This is a genomic window from Amycolatopsis sp. cmx-4-83, from assembly GCF_046548815.1.
Lineage (GTDB): Bacteria > Actinomycetota > Actinomycetes > Mycobacteriales > Pseudonocardiaceae > Amycolatopsis > Amycolatopsis pretoriensis_A.
In genome coordinates this window covers 342,568-359,342 of the sequence record NZ_JAEBEF010000011.1, presented here as the reverse complement: position 1 = coordinate 359,342, position 16,775 = coordinate 342,568, and the positions used below count along the sequence as shown (strand labels likewise).

The 16,775-nt window shown below is 71.8% G+C and carries 13 protein-coding genes and 1 pseudogene; 7 read left to right on the top strand and 7 right to left on the bottom strand.

Annotated features, from left to right (window positions below; translation table 11 throughout):
* Positions 1 to 29 precede the first annotated feature (29 nt).
* Complete coding sequence (locus tag ACLJQM_RS33830; RefSeq protein ID WP_247021391.1) at positions 30 to 992, bottom strand: TerC family protein; 963 nt, start codon at positions 990 to 992, stop codon at positions 30 to 32.
* Positions 993 to 1,298: 306 nt separating this feature from the next.
* Here ACLJQM_RS33830 and ACLJQM_RS33825 point away from each other — a divergent pair, with 306 nt between their 5' ends.
* The 3 genes from ACLJQM_RS33825 to ACLJQM_RS33815 are packed head-to-tail and all read left to right on the top strand — an operon-like array spanning position 1,299 to position 5,843.
* The gene (locus tag ACLJQM_RS33825; protein ID WP_410634405.1) at positions 1,299 to 4,160 is read left to right on the top strand and encodes an alpha/beta fold hydrolase; all 2,862 of its coding nucleotides are present in this window, start codon (positions 1,299 to 1,301) and stop codon (positions 4,158 to 4,160) included.
* Entirely contained in the window at positions 4,157 to 5,083 is a 927-nt protein-coding gene (locus tag ACLJQM_RS33820; RefSeq protein WP_360770204.1) for an ABC transporter permease, read from the top strand. Before ACLJQM_RS33825 ends, ACLJQM_RS33820 begins: the two co-directional genes overlap by 4 nt.
* A 19-nt stretch (positions 5,084 to 5,102) precedes the next feature.
* A complete protein-coding gene (locus ACLJQM_RS33815) occupies positions 5,103 to 5,843 on the top strand; it encodes an enoyl-CoA hydratase/isomerase family protein (protein WP_410634402.1) in 741 nt (246 codons plus the stop codon).
* Here ACLJQM_RS33815 and ACLJQM_RS33810 read toward each other — a convergent pair.
* A complete protein-coding gene (locus ACLJQM_RS33810; RefSeq protein WP_360770198.1) occupies positions 5,840 to 6,340 on the bottom strand; it encodes an SRPBCC family protein in 501 nt (166 codons plus the stop codon). The genes ACLJQM_RS33815 and ACLJQM_RS33810 overlap by 4 nt on opposite strands.
* 235 nt (positions 6,341 to 6,575) lie before the next feature.
* On the opposite strand from ACLJQM_RS33810, the gene ACLJQM_RS33805 reads away from it, so the two are divergent.
* Both ACLJQM_RS33805 and ACLJQM_RS33800 read left to right on the top strand, forming a co-directional pair.
* The gene (locus tag ACLJQM_RS33805) at positions 6,576 to 7,967 is read left to right on the top strand and encodes a S28 family serine protease (protein WP_360770195.1); all 1,392 of its coding nucleotides are present in this window, start codon (positions 6,576 to 6,578) and stop codon (positions 7,965 to 7,967) included.
* 58 nt (positions 7,968 to 8,025) lie between these two features.
* Positions 8,026 to 8,412: a VOC family protein gene (locus ACLJQM_RS33800; RefSeq protein ID WP_410634400.1), complete on the top strand. Its 387-nt coding sequence runs from the start codon at positions 8,026 to 8,028 to the stop codon at positions 8,410 to 8,412.
* On the opposite strand, the gene ACLJQM_RS33795 is transcribed toward ACLJQM_RS33800, so the two are convergent.
* From ACLJQM_RS33795 to ACLJQM_RS33780, 4 genes and pseudogenes are all read right to left on the bottom strand, one after another.
* A complete protein-coding gene (locus tag ACLJQM_RS33795; protein ID WP_247021376.1) occupies positions 8,409 to 8,756 on the bottom strand; it encodes an MmcQ/YjbR family DNA-binding protein in 348 nt (115 codons plus the stop codon). The genes ACLJQM_RS33800 and ACLJQM_RS33795 overlap by 4 nt on opposite strands.
* 142 nt (positions 8,757 to 8,898) lie before the next feature.
* Positions 8,899 to 11,055, bottom strand: coding sequence for an excinuclease ABC subunit UvrB (gene uvrB, locus ACLJQM_RS33790; RefSeq protein WP_281506259.1), 2,157 nt, complete (start codon positions 11,053 to 11,055; stop codon positions 8,899 to 8,901).
* Between the two features lie 232 nt (positions 11,056 to 11,287).
* Positions 11,288 to 11,440 (bottom strand): hypothetical protein, encoded by a 153-nt coding sequence (locus ACLJQM_RS33785; protein ID WP_410634505.1) that lies wholly within the window; start codon positions 11,438 to 11,440, stop codon positions 11,288 to 11,290.
* Between the two features lie 830 nt (positions 11,441 to 12,270).
* Positions 12,271 to 13,203 (bottom strand): annotated as a pseudogene (locus ACLJQM_RS33780) (DUF5685 family protein); the annotation flags it as partial.
* A gap of 104 nt (positions 13,204 to 13,307) precedes the next feature.
* Between ACLJQM_RS33780 and ACLJQM_RS33775 the strand changes: the two are divergent.
* Positions 13,308 to 13,826, top strand: a complete 519-nt coding sequence (locus ACLJQM_RS33775) for a DUF402 domain-containing protein (RefSeq protein ID WP_410634398.1) — start codon at positions 13,308 to 13,310, stop codon at positions 13,824 to 13,826.
* 240 nt (positions 13,827 to 14,066) lie between these two features.
* The gene (locus tag ACLJQM_RS33770; RefSeq protein WP_410634397.1) at positions 14,067 to 15,575 is read left to right on the top strand and encodes an ArnT family glycosyltransferase; all 1,509 of its coding nucleotides are present in this window, start codon (positions 14,067 to 14,069) and stop codon (positions 15,573 to 15,575) included.
* On the opposite strand, the gene coaE is transcribed toward ACLJQM_RS33770, so the two are convergent.
* A complete protein-coding gene (gene coaE, locus ACLJQM_RS33765) occupies positions 15,572 to 16,756 on the bottom strand; it encodes a dephospho-CoA kinase (protein WP_410634396.1) in 1,185 nt (394 codons plus the stop codon). The two genes, ACLJQM_RS33770 and coaE, sit on opposite strands and share 4 nt — an antisense overlap.
* Positions 16,757 to 16,775 lie beyond the last annotated feature (19 nt).

Here is a 16,775-nt window from a genome sequence, read left to right as displayed (position 1 = left end):
TACCGGAAATCTTTAGCGCTGCGAACGACTTAGGCGGCGACCTGTTTGCGCTCGTCGCGCCGGGCCTTGGCCAGGCTGGCCACCGTGGTCACCGTCAGCACCACGATGATGACGCCGAGGGAGATCCAGTTGTTGATGTCCAGCCAGTCCGGCACGACGTGGTACTCGTGCAGGGCGTGCAGGAACAGCTTCGCGCCGATGAACGCGAGGATCACCGCGAGGCCGTAGGTCAGGTAGACCAGCTTCGTCACCAGGCCGCCGAGCAGGAAGTACAGCTGCCGCAGCCCCATCAGCGCGAACGCGTTGGCGGTGAAGACGAGGAACGCCTCCTGGGTGATGCCGAAGATCGCCGGGATCGAGTCGACCGCGAACAGCAGGTCCGCGGAGCCGATCGCCACGATCACCAGCAGCATCGGCGTGATCATCCGCTTGCCGTTGAGCTTCACCGTGTAGTGGTGGCCGTGGTAGTCGTCGGTCACCGGCGCGATCTTGCGGACCTGCCGGGTGACGGCGTTCTCGTGGTACTCCTCGTCCTCACCCTTGCCGCGCAGCATGCTGACCGCGGTCCAGACCAGCACCGCGCCGAAGAGGAAGAAGACCCAGACGAACTGCTCGATGAGCGCGGCGCCGATGGCGATGAAGATGCTGCGGAAGCCCAGCGCGAGCAGGATGCCGACCAGCAGCACGCGGTGCTGGTGGATGGCGGGCACCTTGAACGACGCCATGATGATCATGAAGATGAACAGGTTGTCGACGCTCAGCGAGTACTCGGTGATGTACCCGGTGAAGAACTCGACGCCCGGGTCGTGCCCGGCGAAGATCCACACGCCCGCACCGAAGAGCACGGCGCACGAGACGTAGAAGATGACCCAGCGAGCGGCTTCCCCCGTGGTCACTTCGTGCGGCTTGCGATCGACGATGACCAGGTCGAGCGCGATGAGCGCGAGCAGGCCACCGATCGTGGCGATCCACAGCCACAGGGGGACAGTCATGGAACCAGAACCTCCGGATAGTGCGCATGAGCAACTAACCGGAGGTCTCTCCCGCCGGTGAAAACACCGGCCGACGGTGCCGGGGGCGCAGGGCCACCGTGCTGACGACACCGCCGCGAAGGAATACTCCCCTCACAGCCGTTCCAGTCTGCCGGTTACCCCCACCCGAACGCCAGCCGGAACGCCGCACGTCACCGGGTTGGTCCTGTAATTTCGGTCACTTCAGTCCACCAGGTGGTCTCCGAGCGTGTGATCGCTGTGAACCACGCGGAGCACTCTCAGCAAACCTCAAATAGGTTTCTCTTCGTGCCCCGAATCCCGCTCCCGCGCACCCGCGGAGCCCGCCTCACCGCGCTCGCCGCCGTCGTCGTGGTCCTGGCCGCCGGCGCGGTCTTCTGGATCACGCGGCCCGCGGCACCCGCGCCGGTGCCCACGCAGGACGCGCTGATCGACCTGCCCGCCGCCCCCGGCTCGGCGGAGCAGGTCAAGATCGACACGACCACCTACCTCCCCGCCACCGTGCCCGCGCCCGCGGTGCTGCTGGCGCACGGCTTCGGCGGGGACAAGAACAGCGTCGCCGACGACGCCCGCGAACTCGCACGGAAGGGCTTCGTCGTGCTGACGTGGTCCGCGCGCGGGTTCGGCAAGAGCACCGGCAAGATCGGGCTCAACGACCCGGACGGCGAGGTCGCCGACGCGAGCCACCTGATCGACCGGCTCGTCGCGCAGCACCAGGTGACGACCGATCCGAACGGCGACCCGAAGGTCGCGGTCACCGGCGCCTCCTACGGCGGCGCGCTCTCGCTGCTGCTGGCCGGCACGGACAAGCGCGTCGACGCGATCGCCCCGGTGATCACCTACAACGACCTAGCGCAGGGCCTGGTCCCGAACGCGGCCACGCCGGGGCCGGCGGCTTCGGGCACCCCGGCGGCCGGTGCGTTCGCCACCGACGGCGTGTTCAAGAAGAGCTGGACCGGGATCTTCTTCTCGGCGGGCTCGGGCGCCGCGTCGAGCGGGTCGCCGTCGGCCGAAGCGCCGGAAGCCGGGCAGGAGACCGACACGAGCACCGCCGGCGCCGCCGGAGCCGCAGCCGCCGTCCCCGCGGCGCCCCCGGGTGCGGGCGGCGGTCCCCGCGGCGGCCCGGCCGACCCGTGCGGCCGCTTCACCGCCGCCGTCTGCCGCGCCTACACCGAACTCGGCACCACCGGGCAGGCGAGCCAGGCGAGCGTCGACCTGCTGCGCCGCGTGTCCCCCGCGTCCGTGACGGACAAGATCACCGTGCCGACGCTGCTGGTGCAGGGCGAAAGCGACACGCTGTTCGGCCTCGACCAGTCCGACGCCAGCGCCCGGCAGATCACCGCGGCGGGCGGCAAGGTCAAGACGGTCTGGTACACCGGCGGCCACGACGGCGGCAAGCCCGGCCCGCAGCTGCGCGCCAAGATCGGCGACTTCCTGTGGACCGCGGTGAACGGCGGCGACCCGGGCACCGGCTTCAGCTACGACGTCCAGGGCACGTTGCGCGCCAACGGGACGCCGTCGGTCCGCACGGTCAACGCCGGCACCTACCCCGGCCTGACCGGCCCCGCGACCGAGCGGCGGCTGCTGGCGATGTCCGGTCCCGCGCAGCCGGTGGTGCGCCCGGCCGGCGCGAACCCGGCGGCGGTGAGCGGCATCCCCGGCCTCAACGGCGTCGCGAGCAGCTCCGCCCGGCTCGGCGCGCTCTTCAGCAACGACCCGCCGGGCCAGGCCGCGCAGTTCACCACGGCCCCGGTCGACAGCCAGGTCGTCGTCAGCGGCTCGTCCACCGTGCGGCTGCGGGTCGCCGCGGACCCGGCCCACCCGCAGCCGGACGCGGTGCTGTTCGCGAAGCTCTACGACGTCGGGCAGGACGGTTCGCGGGTGCTGCCCGCCAACGCGATCGCCCCGTTCCGGGTGAGCGGGCTGCCCGCCGACGGCACGCCGGTCGACGTCACCGTGACGCTGCCGGGCGTCGTCCGCCCGATCGAAGGCGGCCACTCGCTGCGGCTCGTCGTCGGCACGACGGACCAGGCGTTCGCGGCCCCGGCCTCGCCCGCGGTGTTCCGGATCGCGCTGGCGAGCGGCACCGCGCTGGCCGTGCCGGTGGTGCCCGGGACGTCGGTCGGCTCGCCGGCCCCGGTCGGGCAGCTGGCAGGCATCGGCGTGACACTGGCGATCGGCCTGGCCGCGGTGCTCTTCGCGGCGCTGCGCCGGCGCCGGGCCACCGACGTCGACCCCGAGCTGGCCACGACACCGCTGGTCATCGAAGGGCTGCGCAAGCAGTACCCGGGCGGGTTCGTCGCGGTGAAGGACCTCTCCTTCCGCGTCGAACCGGGCCAGGTGCTCGGCCTGCTCGGGCCGAACGGCGCGGGCAAGACGACCACGCTGCGGATGCTGATGGGCCTGATCACGCCGACCGAGGGCAGCATCCGCGTCTTCGGCCACAAGATCACCGGCGGCGCGCCGGTGCTCTCGCGGATCGGCTCGTTCGTCGAGGGCTCCGGCTTCCTGCCGCACCTGTCCGGCCGGGAGAACCTGGCGCTGTACTGGGCGTCGACCGGGCGGCCTGCCGACAAGGCGCACTTCGCGGAGGCGCTGGAGATCGCCGGGCTCGGCTCGGCCGTCGACCGCCGGGTGCGGACCTACAGCCAGGGCATGCGGCAGCGGCTCGCGATCGCGCAGGCCATGCTCGGCCTGCCGGAGCTGATGGTGCTCGACGAACCGACCAACGGGCTCGACCCGCCCCAGATCCACCAGATGCGCGAGGTGCTGAAGCGGTACGCCGCGACCGGCCGCACGGTGGTGGTGTCCAGCCACCTGCTGGCCGAGGTCGAGCAGACCTGCACGCACGTCGTGGTCATGCACCGCGGTTCGCTGGTGGCCTCGGGCGAGGTCGGCGAGCTGGCCGCGGCCGGTGGCGAGGCGACGTTCCGGGTCGACGACCCGGCGGCCGCCGCGGCCGCGCTCAAGGCGCTCAGCGGCGTCACCGACGTCGACGTCGAGGGCGAGCTGGTGCACGCGAACCTCGGCGTGCTGCCGCGGGCCGAAGGCGTCGCCGCGCTGGTGCGCGCCGGCGTCGCGGTGGAGCAGGCCGGGCCCCGGCGCCGGCTGGAAGACGCGTTCCTGCAACTGGTCGGAGAAGAGTCGTGAGTGATTCCGGGGTGCACACCGACCCGCACGCGCTGGACGAACTGAGCGACGTCGCTTCGGCCGAACACGCCGGCGTCGGGCCGGACGGCGCCGTCGAGGGCTACAGCGCCCGGCGGACGCTGCGGCTCGGCGTCGAGCTGCGGCGCCAGCTCAAGCGGCGGCGCACGCAGTTCCTGCTCGGGTTCGTCGCGATCCTGCCGTTCATCCTGGTCCTCGCGTTCGAGGCCGGGCAGTCGAACCCGAACCGGCGCAGCGGCGGGTTCGTCGACCTGGCCACCGCGTCCGCACCGAACTTCGTGGTGCTGGCGCTGTTCGTGTCGGGGACGTTCCTGCTGCCGATGATCGTGGCGCTGTTCTTCGGCGACACGATCGCGAGCGAGGCGTCGTGGTCGAGCCTGAAGTACCTGCTGTCGGTGCCGGTGCCGCGGCAGCGCGTGCTGCGGCAGAAGGCGATCGTGTCCGGGCTGCTCTCGGCGTCCGCGCTGGTGCTGCTGCCCTTGGTGGCACTGGGCGTCGGCGTGCTCTGGTACGGCGCGGGCGACGCGATCAGCCCCACCGGCGACGCGGTTTCGTTCGGCGACAGCCTGCTGGCCATCGCACTGTCCACTGTGTACATCATCCTGCAGCTGGCCTGGGTGGCCGGCCTGGCGCTCGCGCTGAGCGTGTCGACGGACGCCCCACTGGGCGCGGTCGGCGGCGCGGTGCTGGTGGCGATCCTGTCGCAGATCCTGGACCAGATCACGGCGCTGGAGGGCCTGCGCAACTACCTGCCGACGCACTACGCGTTCTCGTGGATGGACCTGATCTCCACCGACGTCGACTGGACGAACCTGGCGAGCGGCCTGCTCTCGGCGGTCATCTACGGAACGGTGTTCTTCCTCTACGCCGGACGGCGGTTCGCCCGGAAGGACATCACGAGCTGAAGCCGGTACGGTCGGGCGCGTGCCGATCAAGCTGGAGAGCCACCACGACATCGCCGTGCTGCGGATCGACCACGGCGGCGGCAACACCCTCGACACGGACTCGTGCCGCGACCTCGTGCTGCGGCTGGAGGAGGTCGAACAGGCCCGCGCGGTCGTGCTCACCGGCACCGGGCGCGTCTTCTCCGCGGGCGTCGACCTCAAGCGCATCGACGACGGCGGCGCGTCGTACGTGACGCAGTTCCTGCCGCTGCTGTCGGACGCGCTGCTGGCGGTGTTCGGCTGCCCGCGGCCGGTCGTGGCCGCGCTCAACGGGCACGCCGTCGCCGGCGGTGCCGTGCTCGCCGCCGCGTGCGACCACCGCGTGCTCGGCTCCGGCACGATCGGCGTGACCGAGCTGCTGGTCGGGGTGCCGTTCCCGCTGGCCGCGCTGGAAATCCTGCGCTGCGCCTACGGCACGGCGCCGTTGCCCTCGCTCGCCTACTCGGGCGAAACCCGCGGCGGCGGGGACGCACTGGCCGCCGGCCTGGTCGACGAGCTGGCGCCGCCGGACGAGGTGCTCGAGCGGGCGCTGGCCGTCGCGAGCCGGCTCGGTGAGCTGCCGGCCGGGGCGTTCGCGCACACCAAGGCCCAGATCCGGCAGCCCTTCCACGAGCGCATCGCCGAGTACCGCCACTCCGACGACCCCGAGGTCGAACGGCTGTGGCAGTCGCCCGCCGCGCTCGCCGCCGTCAAGTCCTATGTGGACAGGGTGCTGCGTTAGGCGCGCACGCCGGTTTCGGCCAGGGCCTTGATGCCCTCGACGGTCTTCTGCATGTTGGCCTGCAACTCGCCCAGCCGCATGGCGACGATCTCTTCTTCGTGCTCGGGCATCGAGCCGATGATGGTCGTCAGGTTGGACGGGCCGGGGCCGATCTGGGCCCACTGGCGCAGGAGCGTGCCGTCGCCGTCCGGGACGAGCTCGAACTTCCACGACGCGGCGGGGTTGGTCACGTCCATGACGGCCCACGCGAACAGCCGCCCGGGCTCGTAACCGGTCACCGTCGAGACCGTCTCCCACTCCCCGGCGACCGGGTGGGAGTTGCGGCCGCGGAACTGCGCGCCGAGGCCGGGCTCGGAGCCGCCGACCCAGCCGCCGCCCTGGAACTCGGTGGAGAACCGGGCCGGCAGGTCGACGTCCAGCAGCCAGGACCAGACCTCGTCCGGTGCGGCTTCGATGCGGACTTCGACCTGCGTCGTAGGACAGTCGGAAACCTTCATGGCGGACCCCTCGCTCGATGCCGGTGCCTACGGCTTCGGACGGTAACGTGGCGCCGATCACGCCGACAACTCGCACGGTGCCCGCGGCTGCGCACGGCCGAGGACGCCGACCCGGCGCCGGCCGCACCCGCCGAAAGTCGGGTCCTGACCGAATCTGCGCCCGGACAGCCGATTGCCGACCTCCGCCGGTTCTGTGAGGGTCCCACGGAGAGTTCGTGAGCCGGGAGGGTGCTCGATGCGCAGACTGTTCACCGCAGGTGCGGTCCTGCTCGCGCTGGCGGGCCTGGCCCCGGCGGCCGCGGCGGCTCCCGACATCAAGGCCGAGCTGCAGAAGATCCCCGGCCTGACGATCACTTCGGAGGACCCGGCCCCGGCCGGCTTCCGGTTCTTCAAGCTGACGTACACGCAGCCCGCCGACCACCGCCACCCGGGCGCGGGCACGTTCCAGCAGCGGTTCACGCTGCTGCACCGCGACTTCGCCGCCCCGACGGTCGCCTTCACGAGCGGCTACAACGTCAGCGGCTCCGCCAACCGGTCCGAGCCGACGCAGATCGTCGACGGCAACCAGCTGTCGATGGAGTACCGCTACTTCACGCCTTCGCGGCCGGAGCCGGAGAACTGGGCGAAGCAGCTGACGATCTGGCAGGCCGCCGCGGACGAGCACCGCGCGGTCCAGGCGTTCAAGGCGATCTACCCGGGCAAGTGGCTGGCGACCGGCGGCAGCAAGGGCGGCATGACAGCGACGTACTTCCGGCGCTTCTTCCCCGACGACGTCGACGGCACGGTCCCCTACGTCGCACCCAACGACGTCATCGACCCGATCGACGTCTACAACCGGTTCCTCTCGCGCGCCGGCAACGACCCGGGCTGCCGCGACGCGTTGAAGGCGATCCAGCGCGACGCGCTGAAGCGACGTGACGAACTGGGGGCGATCGCCGCGGCGGACGCGGCGCAGCGCGGGTTGACGTTCTCGATCGTCGGCTCGGCCGACAAGTCCCTCGAGATCTCGGTGATCGACTCGTACTTCGCCTTCTGGCAGTACCAGACCCAGGCGGACTGCGCGACGATCCCGGCGGCCGGCGCCCCCGCGGCGGACGTCTACGCCTGGTACGAGAAGGTGGAAAGCCTCAACACGTACTCCGACCAGGACCTGGCGCCCTACATCCCGTACTACTACCAGGCCGCGGTCCAGCTCGGCTCCCCCGAGGCGTACGACAGCTACCTGCGCGACCTGCTCCGCTACCCGGGCGCCGACCAGCCGAAGACGTTCGTCCCGGCGTCGATCCGCCTGCCGCGCTTCGACTACCTGGCCATGCCGGACATCGACTTCTGGGTGAAGACCCACGGCTCGCGCCTGCTTTTCGTGTACGGCTCGAACGACCCGTGGGGCGCGGAGCCGTTCGAGCTGGGCCGGGGCAGCCGGGACTCGTACCGCTACTACGTCCAGGGCGGCAACCACGGCTCGAAGATCGCCCAGCTGCCCGCGGCCGAGGCCGCGCAGGCGACGGCGACGATCCGCCGCTGGGCGGGCCTGCCGCCGACGTCGGCGTTGACGGCACGCAGCGCCCCGGCGGGCTTCCCGACGTTCGACGCGGACCTCACCCTGACGGAGCGGCCACCGCTGTGACATTCGCCGGGCCGGGCGTAGTCTCACGGCACCTGACGGCCCGGCCCGAGGAGGCGGCATGCCTCGTCCCGTCCACTTCGAAATCCACGCGGGTGATCCCGAACGCGCGGTGGCGTTCTACACCAGCGTGTTCGGCTGGAAGTTCGAACGGTGGGGCGATGCCCCGTACTGGGTGATCTCGACCGGCGAGGGCAACGGCATCGACGGCGGGCTCCTCCCCCGCCAAGGTCCCGCGCCCGAGGCGTCCGCGCCGGTTCACGGGTTCGTGAACACCATCGCCGTGACCGACCTCGATGCCTCGCTCGGGGACGTCAACGACGCCGGCGGGTCGCTGGCCCTGCCGAAGAACCCCGTTCCCGGGGTCGGGTGGCTGGCCTACTGCAAGGACACCGAGGGCAACGTCTTCGGCCTGCTGCAGCCGGACGAGAACGCCCCGGCGCCCTAAGGGCGTTTCGCCTTCGGCAACCGCGCGACGACGGAGTCGTAGGAAGTGTCGATCAGCTCCTCGAGCTCGGCATCCGGCACCCCGGCACCGAGCTCGACGCGGTTCCAGCCGTAGCGGCCGAGGTAGTCCATCACGGTCACCGCGCCCGGGTGGCGGGCGCGGATCTCGGCCGCTTCTTCCTGGGTGGCACCGCATTTCACGGCGACGCTGCCGGGTTCGTCCTGCCCGATGAACGCGAAGCCCTTGCCGCCGACCTTGGCGACGAGCACGTGATCACCGAAGGGGTAGGACTCCTGCGCACCGGCCTTGGCGAGGCAGTACGCGACGACGGCTTCGATGTTCACGGTTTCCGCCTCACCCGTTCGAGGCCGGTCTGCGAGAACCGCACGAACGCCGACCGGGCCGAGCGGCGGCGGGCGACCTCCGCCGCCGGCCGCTCCGCCGCCTTGATGTTCATCGCCAGGTGCCCCCCTCAGGCCGACGCGGCTACTTGATGCCGGCCGCGTCCATGCCCCTCAGCTCCTTCTTCAGGTCGGAGATCTCGTCGCGCAGCCGGGCCGCCAGTTCGAACTGGAGGTCGCGGGCCGCCTGCATCATCTGGTCCGTCATCTGCTGGATCAGGTCGGCGAGCTGGGCGCGCGGCATGGCCGAGACGTTCTTGTCGACCAGCATCCCCGAGCTGCGCACCCGGTCGCCCTGTTCCGGCTTCTTGCCGCGCGAGGAGTTGCGGCCCGAGCCGCCCACCGAGACCTGTTCGCTGTCTTCGGCCTCGCTGTACACGCGGTCGAGGATGTCCGCGATCTTCTTCCGCAGCGGTTGCGGGTCGACGCCCCGCTCCTCGTTGTAGGCGACCTGCTTCGCCCGGCGGCGGTCGGTCTCCTCGATCGCGTGCTGCATCGAGTCGGTGATCTTGTCCGCGTACATGTGGACTTCACCCGAGACGTTTCGCGCCGCACGGCCGATCGTCTGGATCAGCGACGTCCCGCTCCGGAGGAAGCCTTCCTTGTCCGCGTCGAGGATCGCCACCAGCGACACCTCGGGCAGGTCGAGACCCTCGCGCAGCAGGTTGATGCCGACCAGCACGTCGAAGTCGCCCGCCCGCAGCTGCCGCAGCAGCTCGACGCGGCGCAGCGTGTCGACCTCCGAGTGCAGGTAGCGCACCCGGATGCCCAGCTCCAGCAGGTAGTCGGTGAGGTCTTCGGACATCTTCTTCGTCAGCGTGGTGACCAGGACGCGCTCGTCCTTCTCCGCCCGCTCGCGGATCTCGTGCACCAGGTCGTCGATCTGGCCCTCGGTCGGCTTCACGACCACCTTCGGGTCGACCAGGCCGGTCGGCCGGATCACCTGCTCGACGAACTCGCCGCCGGCCTGGCCCATCTCGTACGGCCCCGGCGTCGCCGACAGGTACACCGTCTGCCCGATCCGGTCGGAGAACTCCTCCCAGGTCAGCGGCCGGTTGTCGACCGCGCTCGGCAGGCGGAAGCCGTACTCGACCAGGTTCCGCTTCCGGGACATGTCGCCTTCGTACATGCCGCCGATCTGCGGGACCGTCTGGTGCGACTCGTCGATCACCAGCAGGAAGTCGTCCGGGAAGTAGTCGATCAGCGTCGCCGGCGCGGTGCCGGCCCCGCGGCCGTCGATGTGGCGCGAGTAGTTCTCGATGCCGGAGCAGAAGCCGACCTGGCGCATCATCTCGATGTCGTAGGTCGTGCGCATCCGCAGCCGCTGCGCTTCCAGCAGCTTGCCCTGGCGTTCCAGGTCCGCGAGGCGCTCCTCGAGCTCCTTCTCGATGCCCGCGATCGCCTTTTCCATCCGCTCCGGCCCGGCGACGTAGTGCGTGGCCGGGAAGATGCGGACCTCGTCGACCTCCTTGACGATGTCGCCGGTCAGCGGGTGCAGGTAGTAGAGCTTCTCGACCTCGTCACCGAAGAACTCGACGCGGATGGCCAGCTCTTCGTAGGCCGGGATGATCTCGACCGTGTCGCCCCGGGCGCGGAACGTACCGCGCGCGAACGCGATGTCGTTGCGCGTGTACTGGACGTCGACCAGCGCCCGGAGGAAGACGTCCCGGTCCAGCTGCATGCCGATCGCGAGCTTCGACGACCGGTCGAGGTACGACTGCGGCGTGCCGAGGCCGTAGATGCAGGAGACACTCGCGACCACGATGACGTCCCGCCGCGACAGCAGGTTCATCGTCGCGGAGTGCCGCAGCCGCTCGACGTCGTCGTTGATCGAGGAGTCTTTTTCGATGTAGGTGTCCGTCTGCGCGATGTACGCCTCGGGCTGGTAGTAGTCGTAGTAGCTGACGAAGTATTCGACCGCGTTGTTCGGGAACAGTTCGCGCAGCTCGTTCGCCAGCTGGGCGGCGAGGGTCTTGTTCGGCGCCATGACCAGCGTCGGCCGCTGGACGCGCTCGATCAGCCACGCCGTCGTCGCCGACTTGCCGGTGCCGGTGGCACCCAGGAGCACGACGTCCTTCTCGCCGGCGTTGACCCGCCGTTCGAGCTCGTCGATGGCCGCCGGCTGGTCACCGGCGGGCTGGTAGTCACTGATCACCTCGAACCGGCCGCCGGTCCGCGGGATCTCCGAGACGGGCCGGAAGTCGGACTGGGCGAGCACGGGGTGTTCGGTTGCGAAAGCCACGTCGACCAGAGTACGACGCACCACCGACAATTTCCGTCGGCCCTGGTCAGGAGGGTCGGAACACCGTCACGGAGGTGACTTCGCCTCCCGCGACGGCGCTGTGCGGGATCGCGCCGGGTCGTCGCCGAAGCAGGAGACGAGGACGCGGCCGGGCCCGACCGGTGCGCGAGGACCACCTCTCGAAGGGAGGGCGGCGGCGGGATCGACAGGCCGTGCCCTTCGAAGAGGCGGTTCAGCTGGTCAGCGGCGGAAACGGCGCGCCGACCCCGGCGGTTCGGACGACGACTTCGCACACCTCCGCCGGACCCGTACGCAGGTGCACGCTCAGCGGCGGCCCGGAGGCCAGTTCGCCGAAAGCTCTCAGCTGCAGTCGCAGCAGGAGCAACAGTCGCAACACCCGTCACAACCGCCACAGTCGCACCCGCCGCTCGTGTGCGGTTTTCCGCTCCACGGGCCGGGGAAGGGATCGCGGCAGCAGAATTGGCAGGTGCAGCACATGTAGGGCGTGAGGGCGCAGCCGACGAAGAAGTTGCGCTTCTTCGGGGGGACGGCGAACTTCGGGTACCAGAGGCCGCCGCCCTTGCCGTTGAGGGATTCGGGGTTGCCGGGGCCGTCCGGTCCTCCGGGACCACCCGGGCCGCCCGGGCCTCCAGGTCCACCCGGGCCTCCTGGCCCACCCGGGCCTCCTGGCCCACCAGGACCTCCAGGCCCACCGGGACCTCCTGGGCCGCGGCCACCGGGACCGCCAGGCCCACCCGGACCACCACCGCCAGGGCCTCCTGGACCACCCGGCCCGCGGCCACCGGGAGCACCCGGCGGAGGCACCGGCCCCGGCGGCGGAAACCCTTGCGGCCGCGGGGAACCGCCCCACCCCGGCGGAGCCTGGTGCGGAGCGGGACCGGTCGGCGGCTGCTGGTACGGATGCTGCTGCGGAGTGGGCCCCGGCCCGATCCACCCGGGCGGCGGCTGCTGCCCGGCCGAATCCGGCTCCCAAGCGACCGGCCGCCCCTCGTCCGAGCCCAGCTCCCAAGCGACCGACCGCCCCTCGTCCGAGCCCAGCTCCCAAGCGACCGACCGCCCCTCGTCCGAACCCGGCTCCCTAGCGACCTGCGCCCCTTCAGCCGAACCGGGCCCCCAGGCACCCCGCCACCCCTCGGCCGAGCCCGGCTCCCCGGCAAGCAGCCACCCGTCGGCCGAGCCCTCCCCAGACCCGAGCCCGCCCGGCTGTTCCTGGATCCCCGGCAGCCGGCGGCCTTCCGGCGTCCCGGCATGACCGCTGCCGTGCCCATGTCCGGCACCATGACCGAAAGCCCGCCGGACCGCCTGCCTCAGCTCATGGACCAGCAAAGCGTGCACGAGCCCCGGCTCGGCGAACTCCACCTCCCGCAGCGCCAGTTCGACGCCCACCACCGCGTCATCGCACAACCGCCGCGCCTCAGCCACCCCGGTTCCCGTTGCCAGCAACGGGTTCCACGCTCCCGCCGCCGCGTCGGTCGCGTGGTCCTCCACCGCGTCCAGCAGGTGCGCCACTCGCCCGAACAACCGCCCCGCCTCCGCCAGCGGGGCCGCGTTGCCCGGACGGCCGGCCAGTTCAGCCGTCCTGGCGAACGCCGCCGACGTCGCCAGCTCGGCCGGCTCCGTCGCGAGAAGGGGCGAATCGCCGGCCCCGAGAGACCGCTCGATCGAACCCTGGCGTTCGACCGCCTCCGTCAGCACCGAAGTGTCGAAACCGACCCGGCCACCCGTCCGTCCGCCCTGGTCCGCCCAACGAGCCGCGACCCGGCGGGCCGCGAACGCCACCGGACGCCTGCCGAACGCACCATCACGGTCCTCGACGTGGTCGCCGACCTTCGCCGCCGCCAAGACGAGGGACACCGCCGCCGCGAGCTGGGCGCCTTCGCCGCGGGCCACCGAAGCCGTCCGCATGCCGCGCAGGGGGCACGGGCCCGCTTCCCGGCGGCGGTCCGCCTGCGGGGTCTGGGCCTCGACGAGCGCCGAGATGATCAGCCCGTCGTAGTTGGTGACGACCCGGGCCAACTGGCCGTGTTCGTCACGCAGCGTGAGACACAGACCGCACAGGTGCGCCATCCAGTCCGCGTGCAGGCCGGCGGACAGCCGGTGGCGGCACGGCCTGATGATCCCGAACATCCCCAGTTCCCCCTCGATTCCGGACGGTCGGCGCACCTTAGCCCGAACGTGTGGCGCGCGCGGCGGGAGTGCGCGATTCGTGACCGGCCCGGCAGGATGACCGCATGGCCGCACTGCACCCCCCGAAGGTCGAGGTCTTCGACCCCGCCGCGCGCGAGAACATCGACCCGAAGGGCATCCGCCGGGAGGTCGACGAGTACCGCGAGGAGCCGTTCGGCCTGTACCTCGCGCGCCCGGCGCCGGGCCGCGCGCAGTTCCACTACCTCGAGTCGTGGCTGGTGCCCGGGCTCGGCCTCCGCTTCACCGACTTCTGGTTCTCCCCCGGCCACGAACGCGACCAGGACTTCTACCTCGACGTCGTCCGCGTCCGCCGCGTCGGCCCGCGCTGGGTCGCCACCGACCTCTACGTCGACATCGTGCTGAAGGACAAGCTGTCGCTGCGGGTGATCGACTCCGACGAGCTCCTCGAGGCCCACGCGGCCGGCCTGGTCACCGCCGAAGACGCCGAGTACGCCCTCACGACGACCTACGCGGCGGTGGAAGGACTCGCCGCGCACGGCTACGACCTCTCGGCCTGGCTGTCCACAAAGGACGTCTCGCTGACCTGGCGACGGCATCCGTAGCCCGCCTCCTCCGAAGTGATGACGCGATCCCGACCGTTGTGATGACGCGCCGGTCCGCCCCGCCGCGCGACCCTTGACCCATCGGCACCGGGCCGGAAGGGGGCAGCGACGTGGTGGTCATCGGCGAGGAGCGGGCGTCCGGCTGTGAGCCGCGTCCCTGGCGGCGGCGCCTGCGCGGTGGTCCGCGGCCGGCGCACGTAGGGTGCGGGAGACCGGGCGCCCGCGAGGAACAGGAGCACGATGGACGCCGTAGCCACGGCCCCCGACCAGGCGAAAGCCGAGCTCGCGCCGTTCGCCCGGCTCCCGGTGCTCCTGCTCGCGGCGGGGACGGCGACGGCGCTGCTGCTCACCGCCGGCCGCTACGGCTACTTCGGGGACGAGCTGTACTTCCTCGCCGCCGCGAAGCACCTGGCCTGGGGCTACGCCGACCAGCCGCCGCTCGTGCCCGCCCTGGCCTGGGTGATGAACACGCTGGCGCCGGGTTCACTGGTGGTGTTCCGCATCCCGGCGATCCTGGCGACCGCCGCCGGGGTCGTCGTCACCGCGCTGATCGCGCGCGAGCTCGGCGGGCAGCGCAAGGCGCAGGCCCGCGCCGCGGCGGCGTACGCGATCTGCGGCCAGTTCGTCGGCAGCGGGCACTACCTGGCGACGTCGACGATCGACCCGCTGCTGTGGACGCTCGTGCTGTGGCTGCTGGTCCGCTGGGTCCGCACCCGGAACGACGCGCTGCTCGTCCGGCTCGGCGTGGTCACGGCGGTGGCGCTCAACGGCAAGCTGCTCATCGGCGCGTTCTGGCTGGTGGCGGGGCTGGCGGTGCTCGTGTTCGGGCCGCGCGAGCTGCTGCGCCGCCCGAAGCTCTGGCTGGGGGCGCTGATCGCCGCCGTCTCGCTGGTGCCGACCCTGCTGTGGCAGCGCGCGAACGGCTGGCCGCAGCTCGGCATGGGCGACGCGGTCGGCGCGGAGGTCGACGCCGCGGGCGGCCGCGAGACCTTCCTCCCGAACCTGCTGGCCGGCGCCGGCTGGGTGATCGGCGCGCTGGGCGTGTTCTACGGCGTCATCGTGCTGGTCGGGAGCCGGGAGCTGCGGCCCTACCGGTTCCTGGGCTGGACGGCGCTGGGCGTCGTCGCGGTGTTCCTGGTCGCGAACGGGCGGTACTACTACGCGGCCGGGACGTTCGGCGTGCTGTGGGCGGCCGCCGCCGTCCACCTCGAGGCACGGCCGCCGTCGCGGTGGTGGCGGTGGGTGCCGACCTGGCCGGTGTTCGTGCTGTCCGCCCTGTTCAGCCTGCCGTTCACGCTGCCGCTGTGGCCGGCGCACTGGCTCGTCGACCACCCGGGCGCGCCGCGGCCCGCGTACGCCGCCGAGGAGATCGGCTGGCCGGACCTGGCCCACGACGTCGCCGCGCTGTACCGGACAGCGCCGCCGGGCACGGCCGTCGTCACCGGTGGCTACTGGCAGGCGGGAGCGCTCGGGCGGTACGGGCCCGAGCAGGGCCTGCCCGAGGCGTACAGCCCGAGCCGGGGCTTCTGGTACTTCGGCCGTCCGGACGACAGCGCGGGCAACGTGCTCTTCGTCGGCTACGACCCGTCGAAGATCGCGAAGCACTTCGGCTACGCGCGGATCGTCGGGCAGGCCGGCAACCGCCTCGGCGTGCGCAACGCGAGCGAGCACATGCCGGTCTGGCTGCTCACCGGCCGGGCCGCGAGCTGGGCCGAGATCTGGCCGCAGCTCAAGGACATGCGCGCTTAGGGCGTCCAGCCGGTGGTCGCCGCCCACTTCTCGGCGCGGGCGAACACGCCGTTGACCCACTCCTGTTTCTCGTCGGCGTAGGCCTCGACCGTGCCGTCCGAGGCGTGCGCCGCGGCCAGGCGGAGCTTCACGTCGCGGTAGTCGTCGCGCTCGTCCGGGTTCGCGCGCAGGAAGTCGCGGAAGAGCAGCGCGAGCCGCCACGCGGGGGTCTCGGTGGACCGGACGTGCAGGTTCACCGGCCGCTTCGGGTCCGCGCCGACGTGCAGGCGCTTGGGCCACGTCCCGGTGCCGTCCTGGGCGTCGTCGCACCAGTCGCCGGTCAGGCGGGGGAACCCGGCGTCGGAGAGCAACTCCAGGAGCGTGTTCGCGTCGTCCAGGGTGGCCACGGTCAGCTGCAGGTCGAGGATGTCCTTGGCGGGCAGGCCGGGGACGGCGGTCGAGCCGATGTGGTCGGCGCGGCGGGCGAGCTCCCCCGCCGCGGCGCGAACGCGGGCGAGCACGCGCTCGGCCTGCGCCGGCCAGGTCAGGTCGTACTCGGCGATCTTGGGCGACATCGGCGGCCGCGGGCGGCGCAGGCGCACGTTGGCCTCGAACGGCACCAGCCGGTCCGCCCACAGCGCGTCGACCTCGGCGAGCACGGCGTCTTCGGCGCCGCCGTTGTCGAGCCAGACGTCGGCGACGGCGCGGCGCTGCTCGGTGCTCGCCTGCGCGCGGATCCGCGCCCGGGCGTCGTCTTCGGGCATCCCGCGTGCCGAGACGAGCCGCCGCACCCGCACCTCGACCGGCGCGTCGACCACGACGACCAGGTGGTATGCCGTCGCGAGACCGTTTTCGACGAGCAGCGGGATGTCGTGGACGATGATCGAGTCCGGCCGCGCGGCCGCCATCAGTTCGCCGGTGCGCGCGCCGACGAGGGGGTGCACGATCGCGTTCAGCCGCCGCCGCGACTCGTCGTCGGCGAACGCCTTCGCGGCCAGCACGGGCCGGTCGAGCGACCCGTCGGCGGCGAGGATTTCGGTCCCGAACTCCTCGACCAGCCGCGCCAGCCCCTCGGTCCCGGGCTCGACGACCTCCCGAGCGATCCGATCCGAGTCCACGAGAACGGCCCCGTGCTCGGCGAGCCGATTCGCCACGGTCGACTTGCCGGCCCCGATCCCACCCGTCAACCCCACACGCAACATGCCGATCACCCTAGCCAAG

Excerpts from the sequence above, each read along its gene's own strand:
- coaE (WP_410634396.1), bottom strand. The coding sequence starts at position 16,756 with ATGTTGCGTGTGGGGTTGACGGGTGGGATCGGGGCCGGCAAGTCGACC.
- ACLJQM_RS33800 (WP_410634400.1), top strand. The coding sequence starts at position 8,026 with ATGCCTCGTCCCGTCCACTTCGAAATCCACGCGGGTGATCCCGAACGC.
- ACLJQM_RS33830 (WP_247021391.1), bottom strand. The coding sequence starts at position 992 with ATGACTGTCCCCCTGTGGCTGTGGATCGCCACGATCGGTGGCCTGCTC.
- ACLJQM_RS33775 (WP_410634398.1), top strand. The coding sequence starts at position 13,308 with ATGGCCGCACTGCACCCCCCGAAGGTCGAGGTCTTCGACCCCGCCGCG.
- ACLJQM_RS33805 (WP_360770195.1), top strand. The coding sequence starts at position 6,576 with ATGCGCAGACTGTTCACCGCAGGTGCGGTCCTGCTCGCGCTGGCGGGC.
- ACLJQM_RS33810 (WP_360770198.1), bottom strand. The coding sequence starts at position 6,340 with ATGAAGGTTTCCGACTGTCCTACGACGCAGGTCGAAGTCCGCATCGAA.
- ACLJQM_RS33770 (WP_410634397.1), top strand. The coding sequence starts at position 14,067 with ATGGACGCCGTAGCCACGGCCCCCGACCAGGCGAAAGCCGAGCTCGCG.